Raw genomic sequence first — 24311 nt, forward strand, 5'->3', positions numbered from 1 at the left:
TAGAATCTAAAAAAATTAAAAATAACTTATATGAAAAAGACAAGCATTTGTGAAATAATTGTTTATTGTTCATTGCTATTTTATTTTGTAATACCCATAATGACCTTCGGTCAAAGTCCGGGGGGATATAGTGGCAAAGTAGAACTATGGTTAAAAGCTGATTATCCTGTAGCAGGAGGGTCAGGTTCATTGAAGGATAATGATCCGGTAAAATTATGGAAGGACCTATCCGGAAATGATAGGGATCATAAAGTATACGTGGAGACTAGTGGACCTTTGTATAAAAAAAGCGGAGAATTGATGAATTTTCAACCCGCTGTAACTTTTGGTCTTAAAAATAAAGATTTTTTAGTCGGTCCCAATTTAGATTTAACGACAGATAAATCTTATTATATATTTTATGTATCAACTTTGCATTCACAAACCAATAATGGTTATGTATACACTTTAAATGCCGGAAGAAACTATTCGGGATGGCATTCGGGAAATCCTTATTTCGCTACAAATACTACAAGTTATGGCTATAAAGATTCAAAAGGAAAAAAATATGGTATTGTTGGGATAATGCGTCCAAATGGACTATCTGTATCTCAGATGATGTATTTTAATTCAGTTCCCGAAAATATAGGGAGACCCATTGAAATGAATAATAACAATGGAAATAGTGTGGTAGGAGCTTTAAACTTAACGGGTAGGACTCAATTTAATGGAGACATTCAGGAAATTATAGTTTTATCAGGCCCTAAAAATACTACTCTATCAGATTTTGAATTACAAAAAATTCATTCTTATCTATCCATTAAATATGGTATTTCTTTAGAACCGGAAAAATCTAAAAAAAATTATCCGAATTATGTGAATTCTAATGGAGATATTATTTGGGATGGGACAAAATTTAAACCTTACCAAAATCATGTTTTCGGAATAGGAAGAGACGATAAGTCAGGTTTGTATCAAAAACAATCCACAAACTATGATATGTCAACCCTTACTGTTTTTGTCGGTGATGAGCTTGCAGATTTAAATGATAAAAACAGAGGAACTTTAAGTGATAATACTTTTCTAATGTTGGGAACGAATGATGCGGTAGGAATGTTTCGCTATGACTATCATAAAGGGGAAAATTTTGCTAACGGTAAATTGAATCAAGACATACATTTTAAATTAAATAAAACTTTAAAAGCGAAAGTAACCGGAACTAGTAAAATTACGGTCAATATGAAGTTGAATATGGACGCAAAATATATTTTAGTAAGTTCCGTTGAAACTTTTGCCCCGAAAAAAACACGCATTTATCCTATAAAAGATTATTTGGCTAAAAATATTGAAATTGAAAATGATGATTATGTTTCTTTTATTAGTAGTAGTCCTAATCCCGGAGGTGTAAATTTATTGACTGAGCTTTGGTTAAGAGCAGATGATGTGCCTGTTAAGCCTAATCCAGCAGACTCTGACTCAACTAATGTTGATGTATGGAAAGACGTTTCCGCATTTAAAAGAGATCATTCACAAAATAATTCTTCACCGACGCCCGTTTTGCGTACTCTGCAAAGTATGATGAATTATCATAATCATTTGGAATTTAGTTATGCAAATAATTATTATACAGCATTAGCTGCACCAAGCTTTATTGAGGATGATAAGTCTTATTATATTTTTTATGTTTCAGAGGTTAGTATAACAGGTAAAAATTTATCAGTAGTATATAACCCCCATTCGATCATAGAAAGTAATCATGGATGGTACAATAATCTTCCTGCTTTTACAAATGGAAAGACAACAACTAATTATACCTCAACCCATTCCAATCCTAAAGATAAAACCTATGGAATTATTGCCGTTGAGCGAACAAATGATAAAAATGTTGCGCAGAGAATAACATTTAATGGAAATACAGAAGTTATAAATAATGGATATGAATTAGGAACAACTAATACTACGTTAAGTCTAATAGGTACACGTAAACCTGCTGTCAATAATGATCCTTTTTCGGGAAATTTGCAAGAAATAATTGTTTTATCTGGGCCTAAAGGGCAACCAATGGATTCTAGAGATTTAGAGAAAATTAATTCCTATTTAGCAATTAAATATGGTATATCATTAGATAATACTACTCCTCCCATTTACTACGATTCATTTGGAAATAAAGTATGGGATGGAAATGCAAATTCAAATTTCAATAACGATATATTCGGTATTGCTAGAGATGATAGTTCTGAGTTATATCAAAAGCAATCTGTGAACTATGGTAGAAGTTTAATGACCGTATTTGTTGGCGATCGAATAGAAAAAAACAATAAGGACAATTCCGGATCTTTAGATAATAATAATTATTTAATGTTTGGATCCAATGGTGCATTAAGTTACTTATTAGATTATGATTATACCCAAGGTTCTCAGTTTGCTAACGATACATTACATTTGGATATTAATTTCAGAAATAAAATTGTTTTAAAAGCTCAAGCTACAGGAAGGAAAGGATTTGTGGTAAATATAAAGCCGAGCGTAACAGCTAAAGTAATTTTGGTTTCTCCTGACGAGAATTTTAATCCTTCTACAACCAGAATCTATCATGTAGTTAATAAAATTGCCAAAAATGTAGAGATTAATGATGGGGATTATATAGGATTTGCTGCATATGATAATGCACCCGGAGGAGTAATTAACGGGCTAAGGTTATGGCTTAGAGCAGATGATGAAAAAAGCGTAGAGCTTATTCCAGGTACTAAAAACGTATCAGTTTGGAGAGATCAAACCTCAAACCAAAATGATTATTATCATTCTTTAGCAGAATCTAAAAGTAATAATACACGAATACTACCTCCTGAGTACAGAGATTGTGAAGAAAAAATGAATTATTTCCCATCTCTTTTTTTTAATTATTATGGAACTAATCATTATACAGCATTAGCGATAGATAATGGTCCAATGAGTACAAATATGCCCGAGCATGCTACTTCATTTGTAGTTTATAATAGTGTTGGATATGGTAATAAAGATAGAACTTATACGCATGGTTTTGGATCAGTTGTAGTTGATAATATAAAATCAAGGCACCCGGCTGCTGGATTTGCTCCTCTTGACGGGGCAGGTAGGGTTGCTACAAATGAAGGGCTTTACGATGGTAAAGTTAAAGGCTTTTCAATAGGAGCAACTGCCTTACATATGGTAAGATTTAGTACGAGAGATAATAAAAGTCAAATTACGCCGGACGGAGATTTTGAACATGATTTTGGAGGAAAACTCGAAAAAATCACCCTTAATACTAAAACATTTGGTACTGGAGGAGAATTCTTAATGGCTAGTGGAGGAACTTTAGGTGGAGCCAGTTACTCAGGTGCCCAATTCAATGGATATATGTCTGAAGTATTTTTCTATGAAAGAAAATTAAGTGAAATAGAAAAGGAACGTATTCGAACCTATTTAGCAATGAAATATGCCATAACTTTATATAAGACAATTAATATAGGTACAAGTAAACAGGATGTGGTATCAACTGATTATATATTATCGGATAGTAAAACCATAGTATGGAATGGTTCCGACCCAGAGTATTCCTATTATCATAATAACGTGGCAGGTTTAGTGCGCGATGATAATTCTAAAATTTTCGTTAATAAAGCGCGCTCAACAGATGTGAATGCAGTAGTCACTATGCAGGCGGAAAATATTACAGCATGCGGTCAAGGAGATAATCCTGCCTTAGTAAATGATTTTAGCGGATTATTTTGGGGGAATAATAAAAAAACCGGAATAGTACAGCTAAATCAGAATTCTCAATCTATTTGTGGAGGATTAGATACTAGAATGGAGCGTGTGTGGTTAGTAGATAAAACTAATTTAGATGAACAAAAAGTTGTTATAACAGCTAATAATAATCCTAATCCTAATCCTAATTCTATTGATGATTTTCCATATAATCAGAATTTTAGAGTATTTTTATTAGTTGCCTATTCTCCCCAGGATGTAGCTAATGAAAATTGGGCTTATGCCATACCTGGCCAATGGATAAATACGAATGCAGGTCCAAAAGCTCAATTTAAATTTAAATTTACAGAGAAAAATACATATTTTACTTTTGCAGCTGTTAAAGCTGAGGGGGTATGTACTAATTGTAGTTTTGACGGTTACAAGGTCCTCAATCCGGCGGAACTATGGAGAGGTGCTGCTAATAACGGTGTATTGTCTAAAACAAAAGACTTAGGAGATAATTTTATTGCAAATATAAATATAACTGATCCGGGAAAGGTGCTTCGACATAATTCTCCAAGGCGGGTCGGAAGAGCATTGCAACTATATAGAAGAAGTTCACGTGATAAAGATACACAGCCTATCACTACTAGTATTAAATTTTCGGGAGGGGCTGCAGCAGCTACCTTTGAAATATCCGATATTGATACGCAAGCTGATGTATCTGATGAGGTTGTAGTATACGGAAAGTGTGGTGAAGGAACTGTGAAACCTAAGTTAATGTATGTGGCCCCTCAAAGAAGAAGTACATACACTATTAACGATAATGTCGCGAAAGGAAAACCTAGAGCCCCTAGGTCTTCAGGCTATACAGCAATCAGAGGACGAGTTAGAGTTGATTTTCCAATTGCTGTAGAAGAGATTGTTATCGAATATAAGGCACAATATAATAATAAAAATAATAATTTAAGAAGTCAATTAATAGGTATTGGACCTATTACACTATATTGTCCGAAACCGGTAGAGGTTAATGAAGACGGACTGGCTTTAACACTTAAAGTTCAGGATTCCTCTCTTACCTGTGAAGAAGTTCCTTTTGCATTTTCAATAATGAATACAAATTGTGAGGATAAACTGGTAAACTTAAAAGATTCACTACCATCGGGAATGCAATGGGTAGAAAACTCTTTGAATGTAACAGATGGAGAATTTACTCAATCCCCAAATGATTATGGAAACAATGAAGTACTTGACGTACCAGGAATATTAGTTCCCGGTGGTTCAACAACTATAGTTACAGCAAGAGCTAAATTTACTGAAGATAAAACCACATCATACCAAACTAGGGCTTCTATAAATTATTTAGATCGAGAAAATAGAGATAAAACATATGAAAGCTGTGATTTAGTATACGGATGTGGAAATAGTACAATAAATTCTATATCGGCTGGTTTACCGAACCCGGTTACTATAGATGAGATTAAAGTAAATAAATCTTGTATTAATGATGGTGATAAAATTTTAGTAACTATACATGTAACAAATCCTGGTGATTTATTGGATAATGTAACCTTGAATGCCGCATTTACAGAAGGTTTTGAATATATTGATCGTAGTTTTAAAACTTCATTTAAATTGACCAATGGTACTATTAACAAGGAAGTCATTCCATATTCTGAATTTGAAATCGAAAATTTTAGTTTACCACCAGGAAAGCATGAGATTAGCTTTCAAGTACAAGCACCGACCCCTATTTCCGATCAACTTAACGAGTTTGAGGTAAACATAGATATGTCAACTACAAGTGAGATAGATTGTGCCAGAATTGAAGTAAACGGAGACAATGAGGTTTTAGTTCCATTTTGTAGAGATCTTCCTTATTGTACATTAGATCCAAATACTGAAATTCCGACTGAAATATCGGAAATTGGAATAACCACCTTTGAAAAAACAATGGACAATTGGCCGCATAATACTTACAATGGGTTTATAGTGTTGGAATCTAAAAGTAAAGGATTTGTAATAACTAGAACAACTTCAAATTCAATTCCTGCTCAAGATTTGGTTGAAGGGATGATTATTTACGATACAGACGATAAATGTATTAAGTTATATAATGGAACTGATTGGAATTGTATTCAAAGAACGTGTCCTACTAATTAATCTAATTAAAGCAAAAAATAAAATGAAAAATAAACTATTGATCTTACTAGTTATATTTACTGCATTTACGTTGCATGCTCAAATTGCTATCGGTAAAATGGATGTTCAAGGAGGAGCTATCTTGGATTTTGATAGCGGAACAGAAAAGGGGATATTATTACCTATTGTCGAGGCTCTACCTGGGAACGCGGTGGACGGAACTTTATTAATGGATAAAAATGATTCTAAACTAAAAATGAAAGTAGATGGAACTTGGAGGGATTTATCCGATGCCGGAAGTGTTTCAACGGTAAATTTTAATAATTCCGACGAAAAAGGAAAAGGTATTATCATTGGTGATCAAGGATCTACAGCGGAAGGAGTTTTGGTTTTAGAAGCTTCAGATAAGGCTTTAGTTTTACCTAAAGTAAATGCTCCCCATTTAAATGTAAAAAGTCCGCATCCGGGAATGATTTGCTATGATACTTTAAATAAAATGCTTGCTGTCTTTGATGGTCTTAAATGGAATTATTGGAAATAAATTTAAGATTGGAAAAATGTAGCTAGTAAAAAACTTTAATAATTTGTTTTCAAAATATTAAGATGGATAAAAAGGGTAAATTTATTTACCCTTTTTATTTTTATATAGTCTATATTTTTTGATAAATACAAAAAATCATCAAATATTAGAATAGAATTGTGTTTCGGTAAAAATATATCCTTTCGGTTTTATCATATTGATAATTATTACTATATAAATATTCTTTTTTAGATAAAAAATGATAAACAAAAAATGGTAAACAAAAAATGATAAAAAAATTTTTTAACAATTTGTGAATTGAATAATTATCTGTATTTGATGGACTTATGGGTTATAAGAAAGGTATAATTTTGCAAAGATTTATAATATAAATATGTTAATTTGAATAATATAGAAAAAATATATACTTTTGAGTTTATTATATGATAAATAAATAAATATAAATACTAAAAATTATTAATGAGAAAATTAATAACTCCATTTATTAAAATTTCCAGTTTTTATGTTATAGTAGGTTTGATCTTAAGAATTGTCCTTTTGTTTTCACCTGTTACTGATTCAAATTTTTCATTTATTGATTATTTGAAAATATTCACGATTGGTTTAATAAATGATTTTTGTGTATCAATACTGATCTTTATTTTCCTTTGGGTTCATTTAATTTTTCTCTCAAGTACAAAATATAAATCACCGTTTAATTATATAATTTTAGGATTTTTTGTAATCGTATTAAGTTATTTGTTTTTATTTAAAACAGTTTTTGACGATTATGGTAGTATTGTACCCACCTTAATAAAAACTTTTGTATTAATAAAGGCAATTTCCTTTATCATATTGTTATTAATGCCGAACATTAGACAAACTTGGCGATATTGGGTATACTTTTTTATTTTCTTTAGTTATATCTTTTTAATCAATTATAATGTTATTAGCGAATTTCTATTCTGGAATGAGTTTGGGGTGAGGTACAATTTTATAGCGGTAGATTATCTAGTCTATACCAATGAGCTAATAGGGAATATACTAGAATCTTATCCAATTATTCCTATGTTTTCATCATTATTGTTGATTTCATTATTAATTACGATAATTTATCTTAAAAAAGCGAAAAAATATTTTACCGATTTTCCTAACTTTAAAATAAAATTAATTGGTAGTCTTTTGTATATTGCTTTGTTCGTAGGGGCCTTGTATATTTTGAAAATAACTAAAAAATATGAAAATTCAGATAATAATTTTGTAAATGAATTGCAAGCAAACGGGTTAGTTAGATTTTATAAAGCATTTGAAGATAGTTCGTTAAATTATGACCAATTCTACGCAAAATTACCGTTAAAAAAATCTTTTTCAATACTTAATAATAGCTACGACAATCATTGGACTGAAAATTATAATACAAAAATCATTAAAGATTCTCTTCCCGAACTTCGTAAAAATATAGTTCTTATAACTATGGAAAGCATGAGCGCTGACTTTTTAAGTAGTTTTGGGAATACTCATAATATAACCCCCAATTTAGATAAATTAGCTAATGAAGGCTTGTTTTTTACCAACATGTATGCCACCGGAACTAGAACTGTAAGAGGATTAGAGGCAGTGACTCTTTGTATTCCACCTTCACCCGGAGAAAGCATTATAAAAAGACATAACAATGATAATATGTTTTCTACAGGGTATTTGTTTAAAAAGAGAGGGTATGTGGTCCAATATTTTTATGGTGGTTATGGTTATTTTGACAATATGAATACTTTTTTCGAAGGAAATGGCTATAGCGTGATAGACAGAAGTTCTTTTAAGTCTGAAGAAATAAGTTTTGCTAATATATGGGGCGTTTGTGATGAAGATATGTTTAAGAAGGCAATCGAAGTTTTTGATAATAATAATAAAAATAAAGTTCCTTTTTTCGGTCATATTATGACAGTAAGCAATCATAGACCATTTACTTATCCCCCGGGAAAAATAGATATACCGAATACCAGTAAGTCTAGAGAAGGAGGTGTTAAATATACAGACTATGCAATAGGTAAATTTATCGAAGAAGCTAAAAAACATCCATGGTTTGATCAAACAGTTTTTGTATTTGTTGCTGATCATTGTGCTTCAAGTGCAGGGAAAGAAAATATTCCTTTAGATAAATATAAAATACCAGCCATAATATATTCACCGGGATTTATTAAATCTGAAAAAATTACTAAAACAGTTTCTCAGATTGATCTTATGCCTACACTTTTAGGAAAGTTACACTTTTCTTATAATTCAAGTTTTTATGGTCAAGATATATTCAATAATACCTATCAACCAAGAGCATTAATCGCAACCTACCAAAAACTAGGATATTTAAAGAATAATACATTAATTGTTTTATCACCTAATCAAAAAGTAGAACAATATAAAGTAATTAAAGGGTCGCAGCTGCTTAAAGATAAAAACATAAATCATTCCATTTTGGAAGAAGCTATAGCTAATTATCAGACCTGTTTTTATTTACTAAAAAATAATAGGTTAAAAGTAAAAAAATAAATAAATCGATTTATTCTCTTTCTAAAATAGGCTCATGCCGCATTTTACGAAATACATTAATAAGTGTAATGACATCAGTTTCACAATACGATTTTATGCGTTCTAAATTTTTCTCCTGATAATATACTTTAGAAACTTCACTTCCATCCATATCATCCTTGGGAGAAGGTAAACCGAAAATATGAGCTAATAAATCCAATGAAGTATAATGTTTATAATCTCCAAATTTCCATAAATCCATAGTATCGAGATGTGGAATTTCCCAGGGCTTTTTTCCATGCATCTTTAAAATCTTAGGAAGTTCAATTTGATGAATCATCATTCTTCTAGCCAGATAAGGAAAATCAAATTCTTTTCCATTATGGGCGCATAAAAGTAAATTAGATCTAAAATAATTAGATTTCAATAAATCAATAAATCCATTTAATATTCTTTCTTCATCATCCCCATAGAAACTTTTAATACGTATTTTTTTATCCTCAGTGATTAACCCACAAGATAAACAAATTATTTTGCCGAATTCAGAGAGAATTCCCCCTCTTTCATAATAATATTCTTCCGGAGAAACATTTTCTTTTCTTTGAAATTGTGTTTTTTTCTCCCATAAAACTTTTGTTCTTTCCGGCAATTCATTCCAGGTTTCATATTGTGGAACAGTCTCCAAATCAATGAATAAAATCTGTTTTAAAGGAATGGAAGATAACATAATTTATATTTATTAATTCAAAGATAAGTAAAACTAATAACTCAGATAATATTATGTATATTTAATAAATATTAAAAAAATGAAAAATATTTTTGTTTCAGATATTGATGGTACATTAACGAATTTCGGCAGTCCATCGTTAGATTTATATGGGATAAAAGCATTGCAAAAAGCTTCAAAGCTAGGTGAAGTAATTTTAGCTTCCGGTCGACCATATAACGGAATTATAACGATGTATTCAAATGAGGAATTTATCATTGATTATATTATAGCATTGAATGGAGGACACATTCTCTATAAAAACAAAACCATTAAAACCTATCCGATTCCCGAAGAGGTAATTAATTATTTTGTTAATAAGCAGCAACAGTATGTAAATCTATGGTTATACACAGAAGATGCCTGGTATGCTACATCTTTAGAGACGGAAGCCTATAAAAAAGAAGAAAAAGGGGTAAACTTTAAAGCCCTCTCATTAAAGGAATATAACTTCCAAAAAGTTTTAAAAATATTAATTGTAGATGATGGAGATATTAATCAATTAACAAATATTTTGAGAAATAAGCTGACAGGGGTAGAAATAACCACTTCCTCAGATTCCTACCTTGAAATATTTTCATCAAAAATAAATAAATATTTGGCTGTGAAAGAAATAACGAAAGATATTGACTGTAGAATATTTTCATTTGGAGATTCAAATAATGATGTGGAAATGATTAAAAATTCTTTTTTAGGATGTGCTGTAAATAATGCTGTATGGTCAATAAAAGAGATCGCGCAGTACATTTCAACCTATAATTTTGGAAAAGGAGTTTATGATTCTTTAACGCACATCGAAAAAGAATATTTCACCGAATATTTATTGTGATTGGTAACAATAATGTGTTAAAAATTGATGGAAAAAACATAAATAATATTAAATTTTTATGTTTATGTCTAAATGTGGGTTAATATATTGATTTTAAGTGTGATAAATTCGCAATATATTCATTGATATATGGATAGGTCTATCAAAAAGTATTAAAAAGTATAATTATAGTAAAAAAATTTTTATATTTGCCGACTGAACTATAATAAAAAAATAAAAGGTTATGTCTGACATTACATCAAGAGTAAAAGCAATCATCGTTGATAAATTAGGAGTAGATGAAAGCGAAGTTACACCAGAAGCAAGTTTTACAAACGACTTAGGGGCAGATTCATTAGACACAGTAGAATTAATTATGGAGTTTGAAAAGGAGTTTGATATTCAAATCCCTGATGATCAAGCAGAAAAAATTTCAACAGTTGGTCAAGCCATTTCTTATATTGAAGAAGTAAACAAACAATAATTTACACAAAGACATTAAAGTATGGCTTTAAAACGAGTAGTAGTAACTGGACTTGGTGCAATAACTCCAATCGGGAATAATTTTAAAGAATACTGTAAAGCTTTATTAAGCGGAGTTAGTGGAGCAAGTCCAATTACTCTATTTGACGCGACTAATTTTAAAACAAAATTTGCTTGCGAAGTAAAAAACTATAATCCGGAGGATTATTTTGAAAAAAAAGATATTCGTAAATATGATCGATGTGCCCAATTTGGGTTAATTTCCACTAGGGAGGCAGTTAGCGAAAGTAAACTACTAGAATATTCAGAATTAGACAAAAATAGAGTAGGGGTTGTTTGGGGATCCGGAATCGGTGGATTGAATACATTTGAGCAAGAAGTTTCCTCTTATGTTCAAGGAAACGGTATACCTCGATTTAATCCTTTCTTCATTCCCAAAATGATAGCAGACATGACTGCCGGTCTTATATCAATAGAATATGGATTTAGAGGGCCGAATTATGCTACCGTTTCAGCATGTGCCTCTTCCTCCAATTCAATAATAGATGCTTTAATGCTTTTAAGACTAGGAAAAGCAGATGTTATTATAACTGGAGGCTCTGAATCAGCTATAGCGGCAAGTGGTGTAGGAGGATTTAACGCCTTACACGCAATGTCAACAAGAAATGATGATCCAAAAACCGCTTCCAGACCTTTCGATAAAGATAGAGATGGCTTTGTCTTAGGAGAAGGTGCAGGAACTCTTATCTTGGAAGAATATGAGCATGCAGTTAAAAGAGGAGCTACTATTTATGCTGAAGTAGTCGGTGGAGGATTAAGCTCCGATGCCTATCATATGACTGCTCCACATCCGGAAGGATTAGGTGCGTATAATGTTATGAAAAATGCTATTGATGATGCAGGTATAGGACTTACCGATATAGATCATATTAATGTTCATGGAACCTCAACCCCATTGGGAGATTTAGCTGAAGCAAAAGCTATCCTTAAGCTATTTGGTGAGCATGCTTATAATATTCAGATCAATTCAACTAAGTCTATGACTGGGCATTTATTAGGTGCAGCAGGAGCTATTGAAGCATTAGCATGTATAGTAGCAATCAAAGAAAGTAAAGTACCACCAACTATCAATCACTTCACAGATGATGAAGACTTTGATAAAAATTTAGATTTTACTTTTAACATAGCAAAAGAAAAAGATGTTAAATATGCAATGAGTAATACTTTTGGTTTTGGAGGGCATAACGCATGTGTTATTTTAAAGAAATTTTAAAATAAGAGAAAATAAAAACGAATGAGTATTTGGAAAAAAATACTTTTATGTTCATATTTATTCAGACAAGATTCCGAAAAAAAAGAGGAAAAAAATTTTAAAAAGAAAATTGAACGCCTTATTGGATATAGACCTTCCAATATTGGAATCTTCTATGAATGTTTTACACATTCCTCAGTAAATACCAATGATAATAAGAACTTCGAAAGATTAGAATTTTTAGGAGATTCTATATTATCAAGTATTGTGTCAGACTACTTATATCATCAAGCACCTGATAAAAAAGAAGGCTATCTTACTCAGATGCGTTCTAAACTAGTTAATAGGAAATCCTTAAATATTATAGGAGCAGACTTGAAATTGACCACTTTTCTACAAAAGAGGCAGAACACTAGTTTGGGAGAAAATATAAATGGAAATTTATATGAGGCACTAATTGGTGCAATTTATATAGATAGTGGGTTTGAATTTTGCCGGAAATATATTAATGAAACACTCATTAAGCATGAAAATTTTGAGCAACTCGAAAAAAGAATTACAAGTTATAAAAGTTTGATTATAGAGTGGTCTCAAAAAAATAAGTTGGAAATAACTTTTAATACTTTTCAAGAAGAAAATGCCGAAGAGTCGTTAATATTTAATTCCATAATTCAACTTGATAATAAAGTTATTGCCAAAGGGAGAGCTACTTCTAAGAAAAAAGCTGAAGAGTGTGCCTCAAGAAGAGCCTATCATAGGCTAGACAAGCATTTTATTACTCAACAAAATAAATAAGTATATTGAAAACTTATTCTTTAGACTGGGACATAGACGATCCTATATTTAATTTTAATTTATTAGGATTTAATTCTTATATTAGCAAGGATTATGATTTTGTTTTTTATTTAAATAAAAATTGTAATTTTAATTTTAAGCGCGTTAATGACCAGCAAATAATAGAAAATGGCATTACTTATGTCTTCTCTATATTTAGATTTTTTCTCGAAAAAACCGAACAAAAAATTGAATTGATAAGTAATTTTTCCTATCCTCAAATCATAATAAATGACAATAATAGTTTTTTTGATAAGATAGAAAAGGTTAAAATTTTAATTCCTGAATATAATTATTTCAATTATTTTTTAAAATCTGATAGCTTATTAGATGATGAGTTTTACATAAATTTGGAAAATCTTAAAAAGATTTGTAAATTTAATAAAATAAATATTGATAAAATAAAAATAAAAAATTTAGAAAATTTGATATTACCTACATAATGAGTGGATTTAGAAAAAAAACGAAAATAGTAGCTACTATAGGTCCTGCTTCTGAAGATAAGGATACATTGTTAAAGATGTTTAAAGCAGGAGTAAATGTAATTAGAGTAAATTTTTCTCATGCTGAAGAAGAAGTTGTAAAAAGATGGATACGTACCGTAAGAGACCTAAATGAAGAATTTGGTTTTAGTGTAGCACTATTAGCCGATTTACAAGGACCTAAACTAAGAGTAGGTGTTGTTAAAGAAGGAACAATTGTAAATGCAGGAGACGTAATCACGTTTACAAATGAAAATATTGAAGGAGACTCTAAACAGGTTTACATGAGCTATCCTCAATTTGCAAAAGATGTAAAGGTGGGTGAAAAAATACTTTTGGATGATGGTAAATTAATTTTTGAGGTTATTGAAACTAATTTAACGGATAAAGTAATTGCAAAGGTTATACAAGGAGGACCTTTAAAATCTAAAAAGGGAGTTAATCTACCTAATACTCAAATATCTTTACCTGCATTAACTGAAAAAGATATTAAAGATGCTTTAACAGCAATCAAATACGAATTTGATTGGATCGCACTTTCTTTTGTAAGACATAAAGAAGATGTTATTGATCTACAAAATTTAATACAAAAACATTGTAATCATAAAATTCCAATTATAGCAAAAATTGAAAAACCAGAAGCTATTACTAATATAGAAGAAATAGTTCATGTTGTAGACGGTATTATGGTTGCAAGAGGAGATTTGGGAATCGAAATTCCAATGGAAAAAGTTCCTTTAATTCAAAAGAATTTAGTTAGCATATGTAAAACCCAATGTAAACCTGTAATCATTGCAACTCAGATGATGGAAAGTATGATTGATGGGTTAACTCCAACAAGAGCAGAGGTAAATGATGTGGCTAATTCTGTTTTAGATGGTGCAGATGCCGTTATGTTAAGTGGAGAGACTTCTGTTGGAAAACATCCGGTAGAAGTAATTGAGAATATGGCTAAAATTATTGTTAACGTTGAGGATGACAACCATATTCAAGTACCTTTACATTATCCTAAAAAAGATAGTGAACGATATATAACAGATATGATTTGTTATAATGCTGCCGGTATGGTTGGACAAGTAGGAGCTAAAGCTATTATTACTTTAACACAGTCAGGTTATACAGCTTTCCAAATATCATCTCATCGACCACTTGCAAATATCATTGTATTTACATCCAATAAAAGAATTATTAATATGTTGAGCCTATTATGGGGTGTAAAAGCATATTTATATGAAGGAGCTAAAAGTACAGATGAAACTGTTGTTGAAGTTAATAACAATATTAAAGAAAAAGGATACATCAAGCCTGGAGATTTTGTAATTAATCTTAATGCTATGCCATCTTTTGCAAATAGTTTGACAAATACCCTACGTCTTACTCAAATATAAATAATAAAAAGTAATAAAAAAGAGTTCAAATTTAAATTTGAACTCTTTTTTATTCATATATTTAAGTGTTTATTTTTTTTTCTTATATAAAAAATAAATATCTACAGATCTTTCATCAATACAATTAACAATAGAGTCGGTTAGGATTAATTTGTAATTTTCTAAAAGAATAGGGTTATATTTTAATTTTTCGGCTACTTCAATAGGGTTTTTGTCATCATAATAACCATTACCAGGTATATATTGTTGTATAATTACGAAATCAGTTTTTTTGTCTTTTATATATTGTAACTGTTCATCTCTCATTTGAGGATAAAATTTATATGAAAGATTTGGAGTAACAAAATATTTAATATTTGGAACAATATTACAGGTTGTAAAAAGACTATTAGCTAAACCAAACCCTAAATTTAATAGAGTTGGATTTTTTTCTTTCATAATTTCTTTTTTAAGACGCATGGTCATTAAAGCTTTACGGCCATAATTGTCATCTTTCAATATCCAAGCTTCCACACGCGTATTATCAAGGCCTGATATACCTGCAGAAGTGAAAAGGAAAAACAAAATAAAAATAATATAAGGCTTATTTGAGTAAAAATTCACATTGTTAATATATTTTTTTAAAAATAATCCCAAATATATAAATCCGACGAATCCAAATATTAGAAATGGAATAGGGTAATAATATTGAAATTTACCCATAAATATTGCAATATATAAAATGATTGCAGCTAAAAATAAGCCCCATCTTTCAAATAAATTATTGATGTACTTAAACGGGAATAAAAATATTCCCATAAATCCTAATAAAAATAAAGAAGTTGGTTCGAGAAATAGATAAAGCATTCTTCCCAATAATCTAAAAAATATTTTACTTGGCGACCCTAATTTTGCATAGGCACTATTTAATTCTATATAAATTTTGTAAGCTTCTTCTAAACAATTATGGGTATAAAGATATCCAATTACTGGGATAGCAATAACTAAAGATCCTAAAATAAATGCTATAATATTTATGTAAAAATTTTTAAATTCTTTATGATAAAGTATATTTAAAAATATGGCTAAAAGAGGAAAGAACCAAAAAGCTATAAGATTTATTTTTGTTAGCATAACAGCAGTAACCAAAATTCCGTGTATGAACATATATTTTGGCTTGTGTACAGGGTTCTCCATTTTAAAATATTTTAAATATAAGTACAAGCTTATTCCTTCCATACATAAAATGAATTCTTCTGCCGAACCACCTGCCTTCATTATTTTAACTATGCAAACAAAAAATGGTAAGGTTATAAGGAAAGAAGATACTTTATTCAAATATAATCGAGCACTTAGGTATAAAGATATTGCAAGTAAATACCAGAATATAATTTCAACTAAAAACATTCCGAAAAAATTAGTATTTGAAATGATATATCCGGTTGCATAAATAAAAAATATTAAGGGCCCTTTATGATCGAATATTTCGGTATATAAAGCTTTTCCATTTACCATGCCTTTTGCAACATTAAAATATATGTTTGGGTCTGCCCATTCATTAGTAATGTAAAGTGGAGACATCTTAGAACAAACAAACAAAGTACTTACTATGTATATAAAAAGCAAAAGGAAAATATTTTTTTCAGATGATTTTTCCATATTGTTAGAAATTTAATATTATATAGATTTATTTATTATTAGTAAGACTTTCAATTAATTCAGCAGCTTTTTTATTTCCGCCAGCCTCGATGAAGGATTGTTGAATCTCTTTTGCAGCCTTTTTGTATTTTTCATTATACAATAAGTCATCAACGGCTTGTTCAATATCCTTAGTTTTCATACGTTTGTATTTCAACCGTATACCGCAACCATATTGATCAATTAAGGTAGCAGTATGAGATTGGTCAAAAGCTATAGGAATAATGAGCATGGGAATACCGTTCATATACGTATCGCAAACAGTATTTAATCCTCCATGACCAATAACCACATCAATATGTTTAAGAAGTTTAAGCTGCGGAACGTAGCTTTGTACGATAAAGTTATCTGGCCATTTTTCTAGAATAGAAGGATCTGTTGCAGCAACAACAGTTATATTTTTATCTTTAAGAGCTTCAATCATTCGGCTGAAAAATTCTTTTCTTATATCGATTAAAACAGTACCTAAAGAAATATAAATTTTAGGATTATTGAATTTATTAAACCGATCCCAATCAAAAGGAGTATTATCCGGACGTCCAGTTAATGCACCTATGAATTTCATATACGAAGGATATTCTCCATCTTTATATCCGGCAAGTTTTTGAGAAGTATAAAACATATTAACTTCTTTAGAAGAAATTAGTTCTTCATCGCCTGATATACCTACTGAATTTTGTAAACCAATTATAGAATCGTGAACCCACTTTGTCACTTTAGGAGCAGTGCCCGGATCATGTAAGGTATTAGGTGTTACCGGAGTAATAGTAGCTAATGGAATATTTTTTACATGAGCAACAAGCGCTCCAGCAAATGTAATACAATCATTAATAATAACATCCGGTTGATAAGTATCAACTAGTTTAGCCAATTCTTCAAACATAATTTTAGCAAAAGGGATATAAGTATCTTGCAGCCCTAGTTTTAATGCTTCTAAAGCAGGTAAATTTGCGCCTTTATCTTGTAATTTAATGATATCTTGTATTACTTCTTTATTTTTTTGATAAGATTCTTTTAAAATAAAAAAACTACCACCTGACGGTATAGTTTCAGCTTTAATTTCGGTTAATCCGGCCCATGCTACTTCATGGCCTTTTTCTAATAAAGTTCTACCAATACTTAGGCTAGGATTAATATGCCCAAAAAAAGGAGGAACAACAAATAAGAATTTTGACATAATTTTAATTTTTTACTAGTGTTTGTAAATAATCTGCTCCTTTATTAACTCCTCCAGCCATTTCGAATGAACGTTGAATCATCTTTGCATTATTTTTATATAAATTATTTGTTAATATGGAATGTACTGCTTCTTTAAGATGAGAAGCTTTAAAACGATTAAAATTTAAACGAATTCCTGCACTACTATCAGTTACACAGCTCGATACAAAAGATTGATCATAGGCTATAGGAATTACTATCAATGGAATACCATAAGAAAGAGCTTCACATACTGTGTTGTTTCCTCCGTGGCAAATTACTGCTTGCATATGCTGAATTACTTCTAGTTGAGGTATCTGTTTTTGGATAATAAAATTATCAGGTATAAACTCAAATAAGTCAGGATCAGATACAACTATAACCGTAATATTTTCATCTTTTAAAGCGTCAACTACTTTACTAAAAAATTGTTGTTTCTGGGTATGATCAAAAGTTGTTCCTATACTTACTAAAATTTTAGGACGATTTTGGACCATCTTTGCTAATTTTGACCAATCAAAACCAATTCTCTGAGAGCGTGGAGCAATCACAGGCCCAATAAATTTGTAATGAGATGGTAAATCCGCTTCGCCGAAAAATTCTCTTGATGTATATACTAAAGTTAATAATTCGGAACAATCGAGACGAACATTTCCGGAAATTCCGTATTTATTTTGAAAAGCTACCACTTGTTCTCCTTCCCATTCATGAATTTTAGGAAAGGAAGGATTTACCTTAATTGAAGCAGGTGCTGTAACAGAAGTAGCATAAGGTATATTTTTTTTAAATGAAACAATTGCTCCGGAAAAAATTTGATGATCAGAAATAATCACATCTGGTTTAATTTCTTCTAATGCATTTTCAATTCCATCCATCATTAATGAATTCATGGGAGTAAGTACTTCTTCATATAAGAATTTAAGGCTATCAATCCCATATACTTTTTTTTTCTGAAGCTCTCTTGCATGATCAAAAATTTTATTTTTTCCCTCTTCATCCATATCAATAGGGAGTACAATTGCTTGACCTTTTTCCGGTAATAGATCTTTAAGATTAGGATCTAAGCTAATCCAGGAAACCTTATGATTTCTTTTTAAAAGTTCATTACCTAAGCTTAACGTTGGGTTAATATGCCCCGTAAGGGGAGGAACAATAAAAGCAAATCTTGCCATCTGGTAATTGATTTAATTTATTAAATAAAAAATTCACTTAGTTTTTCGTTAATCCATTCCGGATTTAGAATTGGTATATTATGATCACCTGTTCCTGAAAATAATGTGGAATTAGGAATATAGGATTTTAAAAGTTTACCATCCGGTAAACAATCAGATTCATTTCCATAAAGTAACAAAGTTTGATTTTTTATGAGACTCATATTTTCTTGCGAAGAAAATCCCTTATCTTTAATTAAATCCTGAGGCATCGAAGTACTATGAAGTAAAAAATTAAATAATTTTTTACTTTTTTCAAGTTGTTTATTATTTGGAGTAATATTTGTTGAAATACTATAATTTTTCATATAGTGTTCTAAAAATTCATTACCGTATTTTTCTAGAATAGCTTCGGTATCTCCATTTTTATCAGTAATTGGAGAATCTATAATAGCTATTTTTTTTACTTTTTCAGGGTAATGTATGGCTGTATATAGAGAGATCAATCCTCCAAAACTATATCCAACCAGATCAACTTTTGATAAATTTAAATAATCCAATAGTTCTAACAGATCTTGAGATAGAGTTTCTAGATCATATCCCATATCCATTTTACCACTAAGGCCGTGGCTACGTAAATCATACATAACCACGCGGTATTTTTTAGCTAGTTCCGGAGCTATATTAAAATAAAATATTGAAAGATTAGTAAACATCCCGTGAACCATTACAATGGTTTCTGAAGCTTCTTGATTTAATTCTAATATATGAGTTTTTCTATTATTTATTTGAACTATTGGCATCTACAATATAATTAACGACATCGTTGATTGATAAATTGATTAATTGCTCCATTTCCATACCTGATAACCATCCGTTAAAATCAATATTGTCACCATATGCAGCTTTTACTTTTTCAGCAAATGAAACAATTTCAATACTGTCCATTTCTAAATCTCTTGTGAATACGCTTTCAGGTTCAATATTTAATTCTTCAGCTACATCTTCACCGACAACTTCAGCTATAAAATTTTTAAGTGATTTAAAAATATCTTCTTTTTGTTTTTCTATAGAGTCCATCCAATTATAAATTTATTATTATGTTTATTTGTTTTTATTATTGTATCATTAATGGTTAAGTTTTCCCCATCAATAGATGCTATTTCATACTGTTTAGGGTTTCCTTTAAGTCCCACCCCTAACATTTTTCCATAAGCTTCTTTGGCAACCCAAAATCGGGTGCTCCATTCTGCTATATCTTTTGATTTTATTAGGTCTAATTCCTTTTCTGTAAATGCTATATCTAAGAAGCTTTTGTCTCTTTTTTCGATAATTTCAAGGTCAATGCCTACAGGTTTATGGGATACCATGCATACGGTATTACTTCCTTTATGAGCGATTGAGATTTCCAATCCTTTAGTTTCGGGAACCCCATGTATTGAAGGCTTGTTATTTGAATCGTGTTGGATTGAAAATTCAATAGGGAAATATTTTTTTCCGCAAAGATTTTTAATATGATCTCTTACACTATCTTTAACACATACACGACTAATTAAGAAATCTTTTTTCTTATTTAACATTAAAGAATCGTAATGTCGTTTTTCTTCCGTATTTAAATAGATATGCATTAAGAAATCCTGATTCACAGCTTTTTTATATTTATCATAAAAGAAATAAATTCCAGGAGCTATTTCCTTTGCTAAGATATGTTCTGAAGGGTTCATATTAGTATTCCATAATTGATCATCAAACCCTTCAAAGATTTGGTTTTTCCATCCTTTAATAACACACCAAACTTTACTGTCTCTCTTCATAATAATATCAGCAACGGCCAATTTATTTTCAAAAGACTTTTGAAGACATATGCATTCAAAGATTCCTTCTTGATCAGCTACGTCCTGATAAAAATTAATTTCTTCTATTTTTACCGGGAAACTTACTTTAGATTCATCTTTTAACATTAGTTGAAGATATAATCCATAAAGCTGACCAATGGTATCAAGTAAAGACCCTTTACCAATAGATTTCTTTACGATTCCTCTTAATCCTTTTTTAGAAATGTTTGTGACTTCTAAAATGCCCTGATATCCGGGGCCGTGAAACATATTATCTTTATAAATTATTTCAGGAGAGGGAGGAATAACTTCGTTCTCTCCCCAATCAATATCTTTAAGATAAACAGGATCTAAATTCGGATAAGCGTCTCCTAAAGTAACCTCACCATTGGCAAAATTTTTAATTTTTAGCGAAATCAGATTTTCTGTCTTCCAAGTTCCTTCAATAGTGTGATGAAATGGCTTAAATACTTTCATCCATTGGAATACACTGACTGGTCCTAAACGTAAAACCTTTTTATTTAAATTTTGTTTATGGGCTGCCTCAATTAATAGCTCAAAAGTCATGGTCATAGGTATAACCGGACATATATCTTCGATGACAGTCCAATGTTTGGGTTGCCTAAATAAAGAATGATCTATTATATAAGGATGGTCTTTTAGCTCTATATATAGATCTTCTTCAAAATTACTACCCACTTTTGCTATTTCAGGAATTTCAACTTGAGAAACAACTGGCTGTTGAGGAATATATTCATTTCTTTGAACAGGGTTAATAGCTGTAAAGTTTGCACTAGTAGTAAATTGTTTTTGATTTTTAACTATTTCTGCAAACTCCTTTTGCATCAGAATCAATTCTTGTGTATAATCATTCATGGCCTGGATAACCGGATGATTTGATTTGATAAAAAGAGAGTTTATTGATTCTGATTCTGTAGTATGAATTTTATATTTATTAGTTAATTCTTGTAATAAAGGAAAGTCTTTTATTAATGATTGGCTATCATAAACATGCATCTCATTTGCAGAATAATTTTTATCGGTTTTAATACCCATTAAAGAAATGTTAAAATCTCTCCCTTCAATAAATAATAAAGCGATGACTCTTCTCAACTGTTCTAAAGTAGAAACTCTTAGCGCGGTTGCTGAAATTGCAGCATACTTTTTATTTCTAAGAATATCATCTATAAATCCAATAAGGCTTCCGCTACCAATTTGTATGAAAAACCGAGCATTTTCTTTTTTATATAATTTTTCAATTAATTCGCGAAAAAGAACAGCCTGCGTTAGATGCTTTAAAGTCAAGTCTCTAAATGAGTCAAAATCATGAGGATAGACGTCTAATGTGGTAGCTGACCAAACAGGAATATCATTTTTCTGGATTTTTATATAATTGAGATCTTCTAATAAATAAAGTTTCTTTTTTAAGAATGGAGAATGAAACCCTGATTTGAAATCTAAAATTTGATAAAATAGACTTTTATTTTTTAAAACTTTTATTAATTCATCTTTTGCCTGTTCTGTTCCGCATAATAGTACTTGACTTGGACAATTATCATTAGATAAATAAAGGTCAGGGATTTTATCAATTATAGGTTGTACTGTTTCAGCTCCTGCACCTATGGCAATGAAATATACATCGTCCATTTTATATTTTTCCGGATCCATAGAATTTAGTAAATTTTCTACAGATTCATTTGAAACAAGACCTCCGGCTTTGGCAGCAAACCATTCCCCTAAGCTATGTCCTGCAGTCATATCGGGAACAACACCTATTTTTCTTAAGGCTTCAACTATAATTTCACCTCCATGAAATTGCTTAAATGCTTGATCAAGTAATAAGTTTCCTGTAATTCTTTCTTTAGGAATTTTGAATCCGAAATGTTTAGAAAGGCTATCTACTTCCGGATTTGAAGAAAGATCAAAACCTGGAAATAAAAATACTATTTTTTCATTATTTTGTAATAGAGGTTCATTTGAAAACCAAATATCTTGTCTGCCTTTCCAAGGTTTATCTTTTGAAATAAGTTTTTTGGCTTTTTCAATTCTTTCAGGAGTTGGATTAAATAAAACTAATCGATAGGTATCGTTTGGATTTGAAATGAAAAAGTTTCTTTTATCTAAGGCTTCTAATAATGCTTCTTTAGTTGGTGAAGAAAGTGCTACGGCCTCAGTTTCAAAGTCCGATAATAAGGTTGTTTCTTCCTTCGAATGATGATAGGCTTGTAGTACGGTATGGGCACTTGTTCCATCAATTCCAAATGTACTAATTCCTGCATGTAAAGGTATATTTTTTTCGTCCCAGTCAGTTATTTCCGTAACAGGGTTAATCTGAGTGTTTTGAAGAATATTATCTGGTTTTTCGCAATGTAAAGTTGGCGGGATTTTCTTATTATATAAGGATAATGCGGTTTTAATTAAAGCAGCTATACCTGCCGCGGAAATCATATGTCCTATATTGGATTTTACGGATCCGATTAATACTTTTTCATTTTTAAAGAATTGAGAAAGAGTATTCAACTCAATTTTATCATTGTCTTTAATAGCCGTTCCGTTGGCTTCAATATATCCTATATCTTTCGCTTTTACTTTCGCTTTTTTCCAAGCTTTTTCAATAGCTTTTTTTTGTCCTTCTTCGAAATTATTTGTCCCGGATGTAATACTCACACCTTTAATAACAGCATAGATACGGTCATTATCGGAAAGCGCTTTACTTAATTTTTTTAGAACAACGAAACCGGCACCTTCACTTAATAGCAACCCATCAGCCTCTTCACTAAAAGGTTTTATTTCTTGTTTATGTGATAATAAACCTGAGTTTGAAAAAATACTCCAATAGGGAGAATTTTGACTGAATTGCATTCCTCCGGCTATTGCCATATCAACTTCATCATTCAGTAATTCCTGGATAGATTGTTCTATGGCAAATATTGAACTTAACTCAGAAGCATCTACAGTATAGGCCTTTCCTTCTGTTTTAAAATGTGAGGCAACGATTCCCGCAATAGATTTGGCTGTATTTTCTATAATTAAATCGTTTTGTTGTGCACCTTTATCTTTTTGAAAGGCATTTTTTACTTTTTCAATTTCTTCCTCAGAAACTGAAGGGAATACATTTTTAAGTGCTAAAGCTATTTGTTCACTTGTATGGACTATATCGATTCTTTTCAGGTCATTGGAACTAATATAATTTTCTTTTCCAATAATAATCGAACATTTTTTCAAAGGAACTTTTTTCTCAAATACAGAAGCATCTTCTAATGCTTGATATATTAATTTTATAATTAATATCTGTATAGGGTCTAAACTCTTGACCCGTTCTGGAGATATTCCTATTTTAACAGGATCTATTGTAATAGGAGGAATAAATCCTCCTTTATTACAATAAATATAATCTATTTTATTTGAATTATTTTTGAAGTAGGTTGAATCAATTTTATCTTCGGGAACGTTTGTTATAGAATTGGTTCCATGCACAAGATTGCTCCAAAAATCATTGATATTAGTTGCTCCTGGTAGGAAACAAGACATTCCTACAATTGCAATATCTGTATCTTTCATAGTGT

The 24311-nt window shown here is 30.6% G+C and carries 16 protein-coding genes; 9 read left to right on the forward strand and 7 right to left on the reverse strand.

Annotation, left to right across the window (positions count from 1 at the left end; all coding sequences use genetic code 11):
- The first annotated feature begins 30 nt into the window (after positions 1–30).
- The 3 genes from Q0T35_RS07135 to Q0T35_RS07145 all read left to right on the forward strand — a co-directional run bounded on the left by Q0T35_RS07135 (position 31) and on the right by Q0T35_RS07145 (position 8893).
- Positions 31–5853, forward strand: a complete 5823-nt coding sequence (locus tag Q0T35_RS07135; protein ID WP_295841520.1) for a hypothetical protein — start codon at positions 31–33, stop codon at positions 5851–5853.
- Positions 5854–5875: 22 nt separating this feature from the next.
- Complete coding sequence (locus Q0T35_RS07140) at positions 5876–6373, forward strand: hypothetical protein (protein WP_293916728.1); 498 nt, start codon at positions 5876–5878, stop codon at positions 6371–6373.
- 459 nt (positions 6374–6832) lie between these two features.
- A complete protein-coding gene (locus Q0T35_RS07145) occupies positions 6833–8893 on the forward strand; it encodes a sulfatase-like hydrolase/transferase (protein ID WP_295841523.1) in 2061 nt (686 codons plus the stop codon).
- 10 nt (positions 8894–8903) lie between these two features.
- Here the strand turns inward: Q0T35_RS07145 and Q0T35_RS07150 are convergent, their stop codons facing one another.
- Positions 8904–9599 (reverse strand): 3'-5' exonuclease, encoded by a 696-nt coding sequence (locus Q0T35_RS07150; protein WP_295841524.1) that lies wholly within the window; start codon positions 9597–9599, stop codon positions 8904–8906.
- Between the two features lie 79 nt (positions 9600–9678).
- Between Q0T35_RS07150 and Q0T35_RS07155 the strand changes: the two genes are divergently transcribed.
- The 6 genes from Q0T35_RS07155 to pyk all read left to right on the forward strand — a co-directional run bounded on the left by Q0T35_RS07155 (position 9679) and on the right by pyk (position 14885).
- A complete protein-coding gene (locus Q0T35_RS07155; protein ID WP_295841528.1) occupies positions 9679–10467 on the forward strand; it encodes an HAD-IIB family hydrolase in 789 nt (262 codons plus the stop codon).
- Positions 10468–10690: 223 nt separating this feature from the next.
- On the forward strand, positions 10691–10930 hold the full coding sequence (locus tag Q0T35_RS07160; protein WP_055424989.1) for an acyl carrier protein: 240 nt from the start codon (positions 10691–10693) through the stop codon (positions 10928–10930).
- A 21-nt stretch (positions 10931–10951) separates the two neighbouring features.
- A complete protein-coding gene (gene fabF / locus Q0T35_RS07165) occupies positions 10952–12202 on the forward strand; it encodes a beta-ketoacyl-ACP synthase II (RefSeq protein ID WP_295841530.1) in 1251 nt (416 codons plus the stop codon).
- A gap of 21 nt (positions 12203–12223) precedes the next feature.
- Positions 12224–12976, forward strand: a complete 753-nt coding sequence (gene rnc / locus Q0T35_RS07170) for a ribonuclease III (protein ID WP_293916743.1) — start codon at positions 12224–12226, stop codon at positions 12974–12976.
- A 5-nt stretch (positions 12977–12981) separates the two neighbouring features.
- On the forward strand, positions 12982–13458 hold the full coding sequence (locus tag Q0T35_RS11160; RefSeq protein ID WP_366519836.1) for an IPExxxVDY family protein: 477 nt from the start codon (positions 12982–12984) through the stop codon (positions 13456–13458).
- The gene (gene pyk / locus Q0T35_RS07175) at positions 13458–14885 is read left to right on the forward strand and encodes a pyruvate kinase (RefSeq protein WP_293916745.1); all 1428 of its coding nucleotides are present in this window, start codon (positions 13458–13460) and stop codon (positions 14883–14885) included. Before Q0T35_RS11160 ends, pyk begins: the two co-directional genes overlap by 1 nt.
- A 69-nt stretch (positions 14886–14954) precedes the next feature.
- Here pyk and Q0T35_RS07180 read toward each other — a convergent pair whose 3' ends face one another.
- Genes Q0T35_RS07180 through Q0T35_RS07205 form a run of 6 tightly spaced genes read right to left on the reverse strand, consistent with a single transcriptional unit; the run spans position 14955 to position 24306 of the window.
- Positions 14955–16523: a hypothetical protein gene (locus Q0T35_RS07180; protein ID WP_295841532.1), complete on the reverse strand. Its 1569-nt coding sequence runs from the start codon at positions 16521–16523 to the stop codon at positions 14955–14957.
- Positions 16524–16551: 28 nt separating this feature from the next.
- Positions 16552–17739 carry a nucleotide disphospho-sugar-binding domain-containing protein gene (locus Q0T35_RS07185; RefSeq protein WP_295841533.1) on the reverse strand — a complete coding sequence of 396 codons (1188 nt, stop codon included), beginning with the start codon at positions 17737–17739 and terminating at the stop codon, positions 16552–16554.
- A 4-nt stretch (positions 17740–17743) separates the two neighbouring features.
- Entirely contained in the window at positions 17744–18931 is a 1188-nt protein-coding gene (locus tag Q0T35_RS07190; protein WP_295841537.1) for a nucleotide disphospho-sugar-binding domain-containing protein, read from the reverse strand.
- 20 nt (positions 18932–18951) lie between these two features.
- Positions 18952–19713, reverse strand: a complete 762-nt coding sequence (locus Q0T35_RS07195; RefSeq protein WP_295841540.1) for an alpha/beta hydrolase — start codon at positions 19711–19713, stop codon at positions 18952–18954.
- Positions 19691–19990 carry an acyl carrier protein gene (locus Q0T35_RS07200; RefSeq protein ID WP_293916755.1) on the reverse strand — a complete coding sequence of 100 codons (300 nt, stop codon included), beginning with the start codon at positions 19988–19990 and terminating at the stop codon, positions 19691–19693. The genes Q0T35_RS07195 and Q0T35_RS07200 overlap by 23 nt, the downstream gene beginning before the upstream one ends.
- Positions 19978–24306 carry a beta-ketoacyl synthase N-terminal-like domain-containing protein gene (locus Q0T35_RS07205; protein ID WP_295841542.1) on the reverse strand — a complete coding sequence of 1443 codons (4329 nt, stop codon included), beginning with the start codon at positions 24304–24306 and terminating at the stop codon, positions 19978–19980. Before Q0T35_RS07205 ends, Q0T35_RS07200 begins: the two co-directional genes overlap by 13 nt.
- Positions 24307–24311 lie beyond the last annotated feature (5 nt).

This window comes from uncultured Apibacter sp. (assembly GCF_946479295.1).
Taxonomy (GTDB): Bacteria; Bacteroidota; Bacteroidia; order Flavobacteriales; family Weeksellaceae; genus Apibacter.

Excerpts from the sequence above, each read along its gene's own strand:
- Q0T35_RS07135 (WP_295841520.1), top strand. The coding sequence starts at position 31 with ATGAAAAAGACAAGCATTTGTGAAATAATTGTTTATTGTTCATTGCTA.
- Q0T35_RS07140 (WP_293916728.1), top strand. The coding sequence starts at position 5,876 with ATGAAAAATAAACTATTGATCTTACTAGTTATATTTACTGCATTTACG.
- Q0T35_RS07145 (WP_295841523.1), top strand. The coding sequence starts at position 6,833 with ATGAGAAAATTAATAACTCCATTTATTAAAATTTCCAGTTTTTATGTT.
- Q0T35_RS07150 (WP_295841524.1), bottom strand. The coding sequence starts at position 9,599 with ATGTTATCTTCCATTCCTTTAAAACAGATTTTATTCATTGATTTGGAG.
- Q0T35_RS07155 (WP_295841528.1), top strand. The coding sequence starts at position 9,679 with ATGAAAAATATTTTTGTTTCAGATATTGATGGTACATTAACGAATTTC.
- Q0T35_RS07160 (WP_055424989.1), top strand. The coding sequence starts at position 10,691 with ATGTCTGACATTACATCAAGAGTAAAAGCAATCATCGTTGATAAATTA.
- fabF (WP_295841530.1), top strand. The coding sequence starts at position 10,952 with ATGGCTTTAAAACGAGTAGTAGTAACTGGACTTGGTGCAATAACTCCA.
- rnc (WP_293916743.1), top strand. The coding sequence starts at position 12,224 with ATGAGTATTTGGAAAAAAATACTTTTATGTTCATATTTATTCAGACAA.
- pyk (WP_293916745.1), top strand. The coding sequence starts at position 13,458 with ATGAGTGGATTTAGAAAAAAAACGAAAATAGTAGCTACTATAGGTCCT.
- Q0T35_RS07180 (WP_295841532.1), bottom strand. The coding sequence starts at position 16,523 with ATGGAAAAATCATCTGAAAAAAATATTTTCCTTTTGCTTTTTATATAC.
- Q0T35_RS07185 (WP_295841533.1), bottom strand. The coding sequence starts at position 17,739 with ATGTCAAAATTCTTATTTGTTGTTCCTCCTTTTTTTGGGCATATTAAT.
- Q0T35_RS07190 (WP_295841537.1), bottom strand. The coding sequence starts at position 18,931 with ATGGCAAGATTTGCTTTTATTGTTCCTCCCCTTACGGGGCATATTAAC.
- Q0T35_RS07195 (WP_295841540.1), bottom strand. The coding sequence starts at position 19,713 with ATGCCAATAGTTCAAATAAATAATAGAAAAACTCATATATTAGAATTA.
- Q0T35_RS07200 (WP_293916755.1), bottom strand. The coding sequence starts at position 19,990 with ATGGACTCTATAGAAAAACAAAAAGAAGATATTTTTAAATCACTTAAA.
- Q0T35_RS07205 (WP_295841542.1), bottom strand. The coding sequence starts at position 24,306 with ATGAAAGATACAGATATTGCAATTGTAGGAATGTCTTGTTTCCTACCA.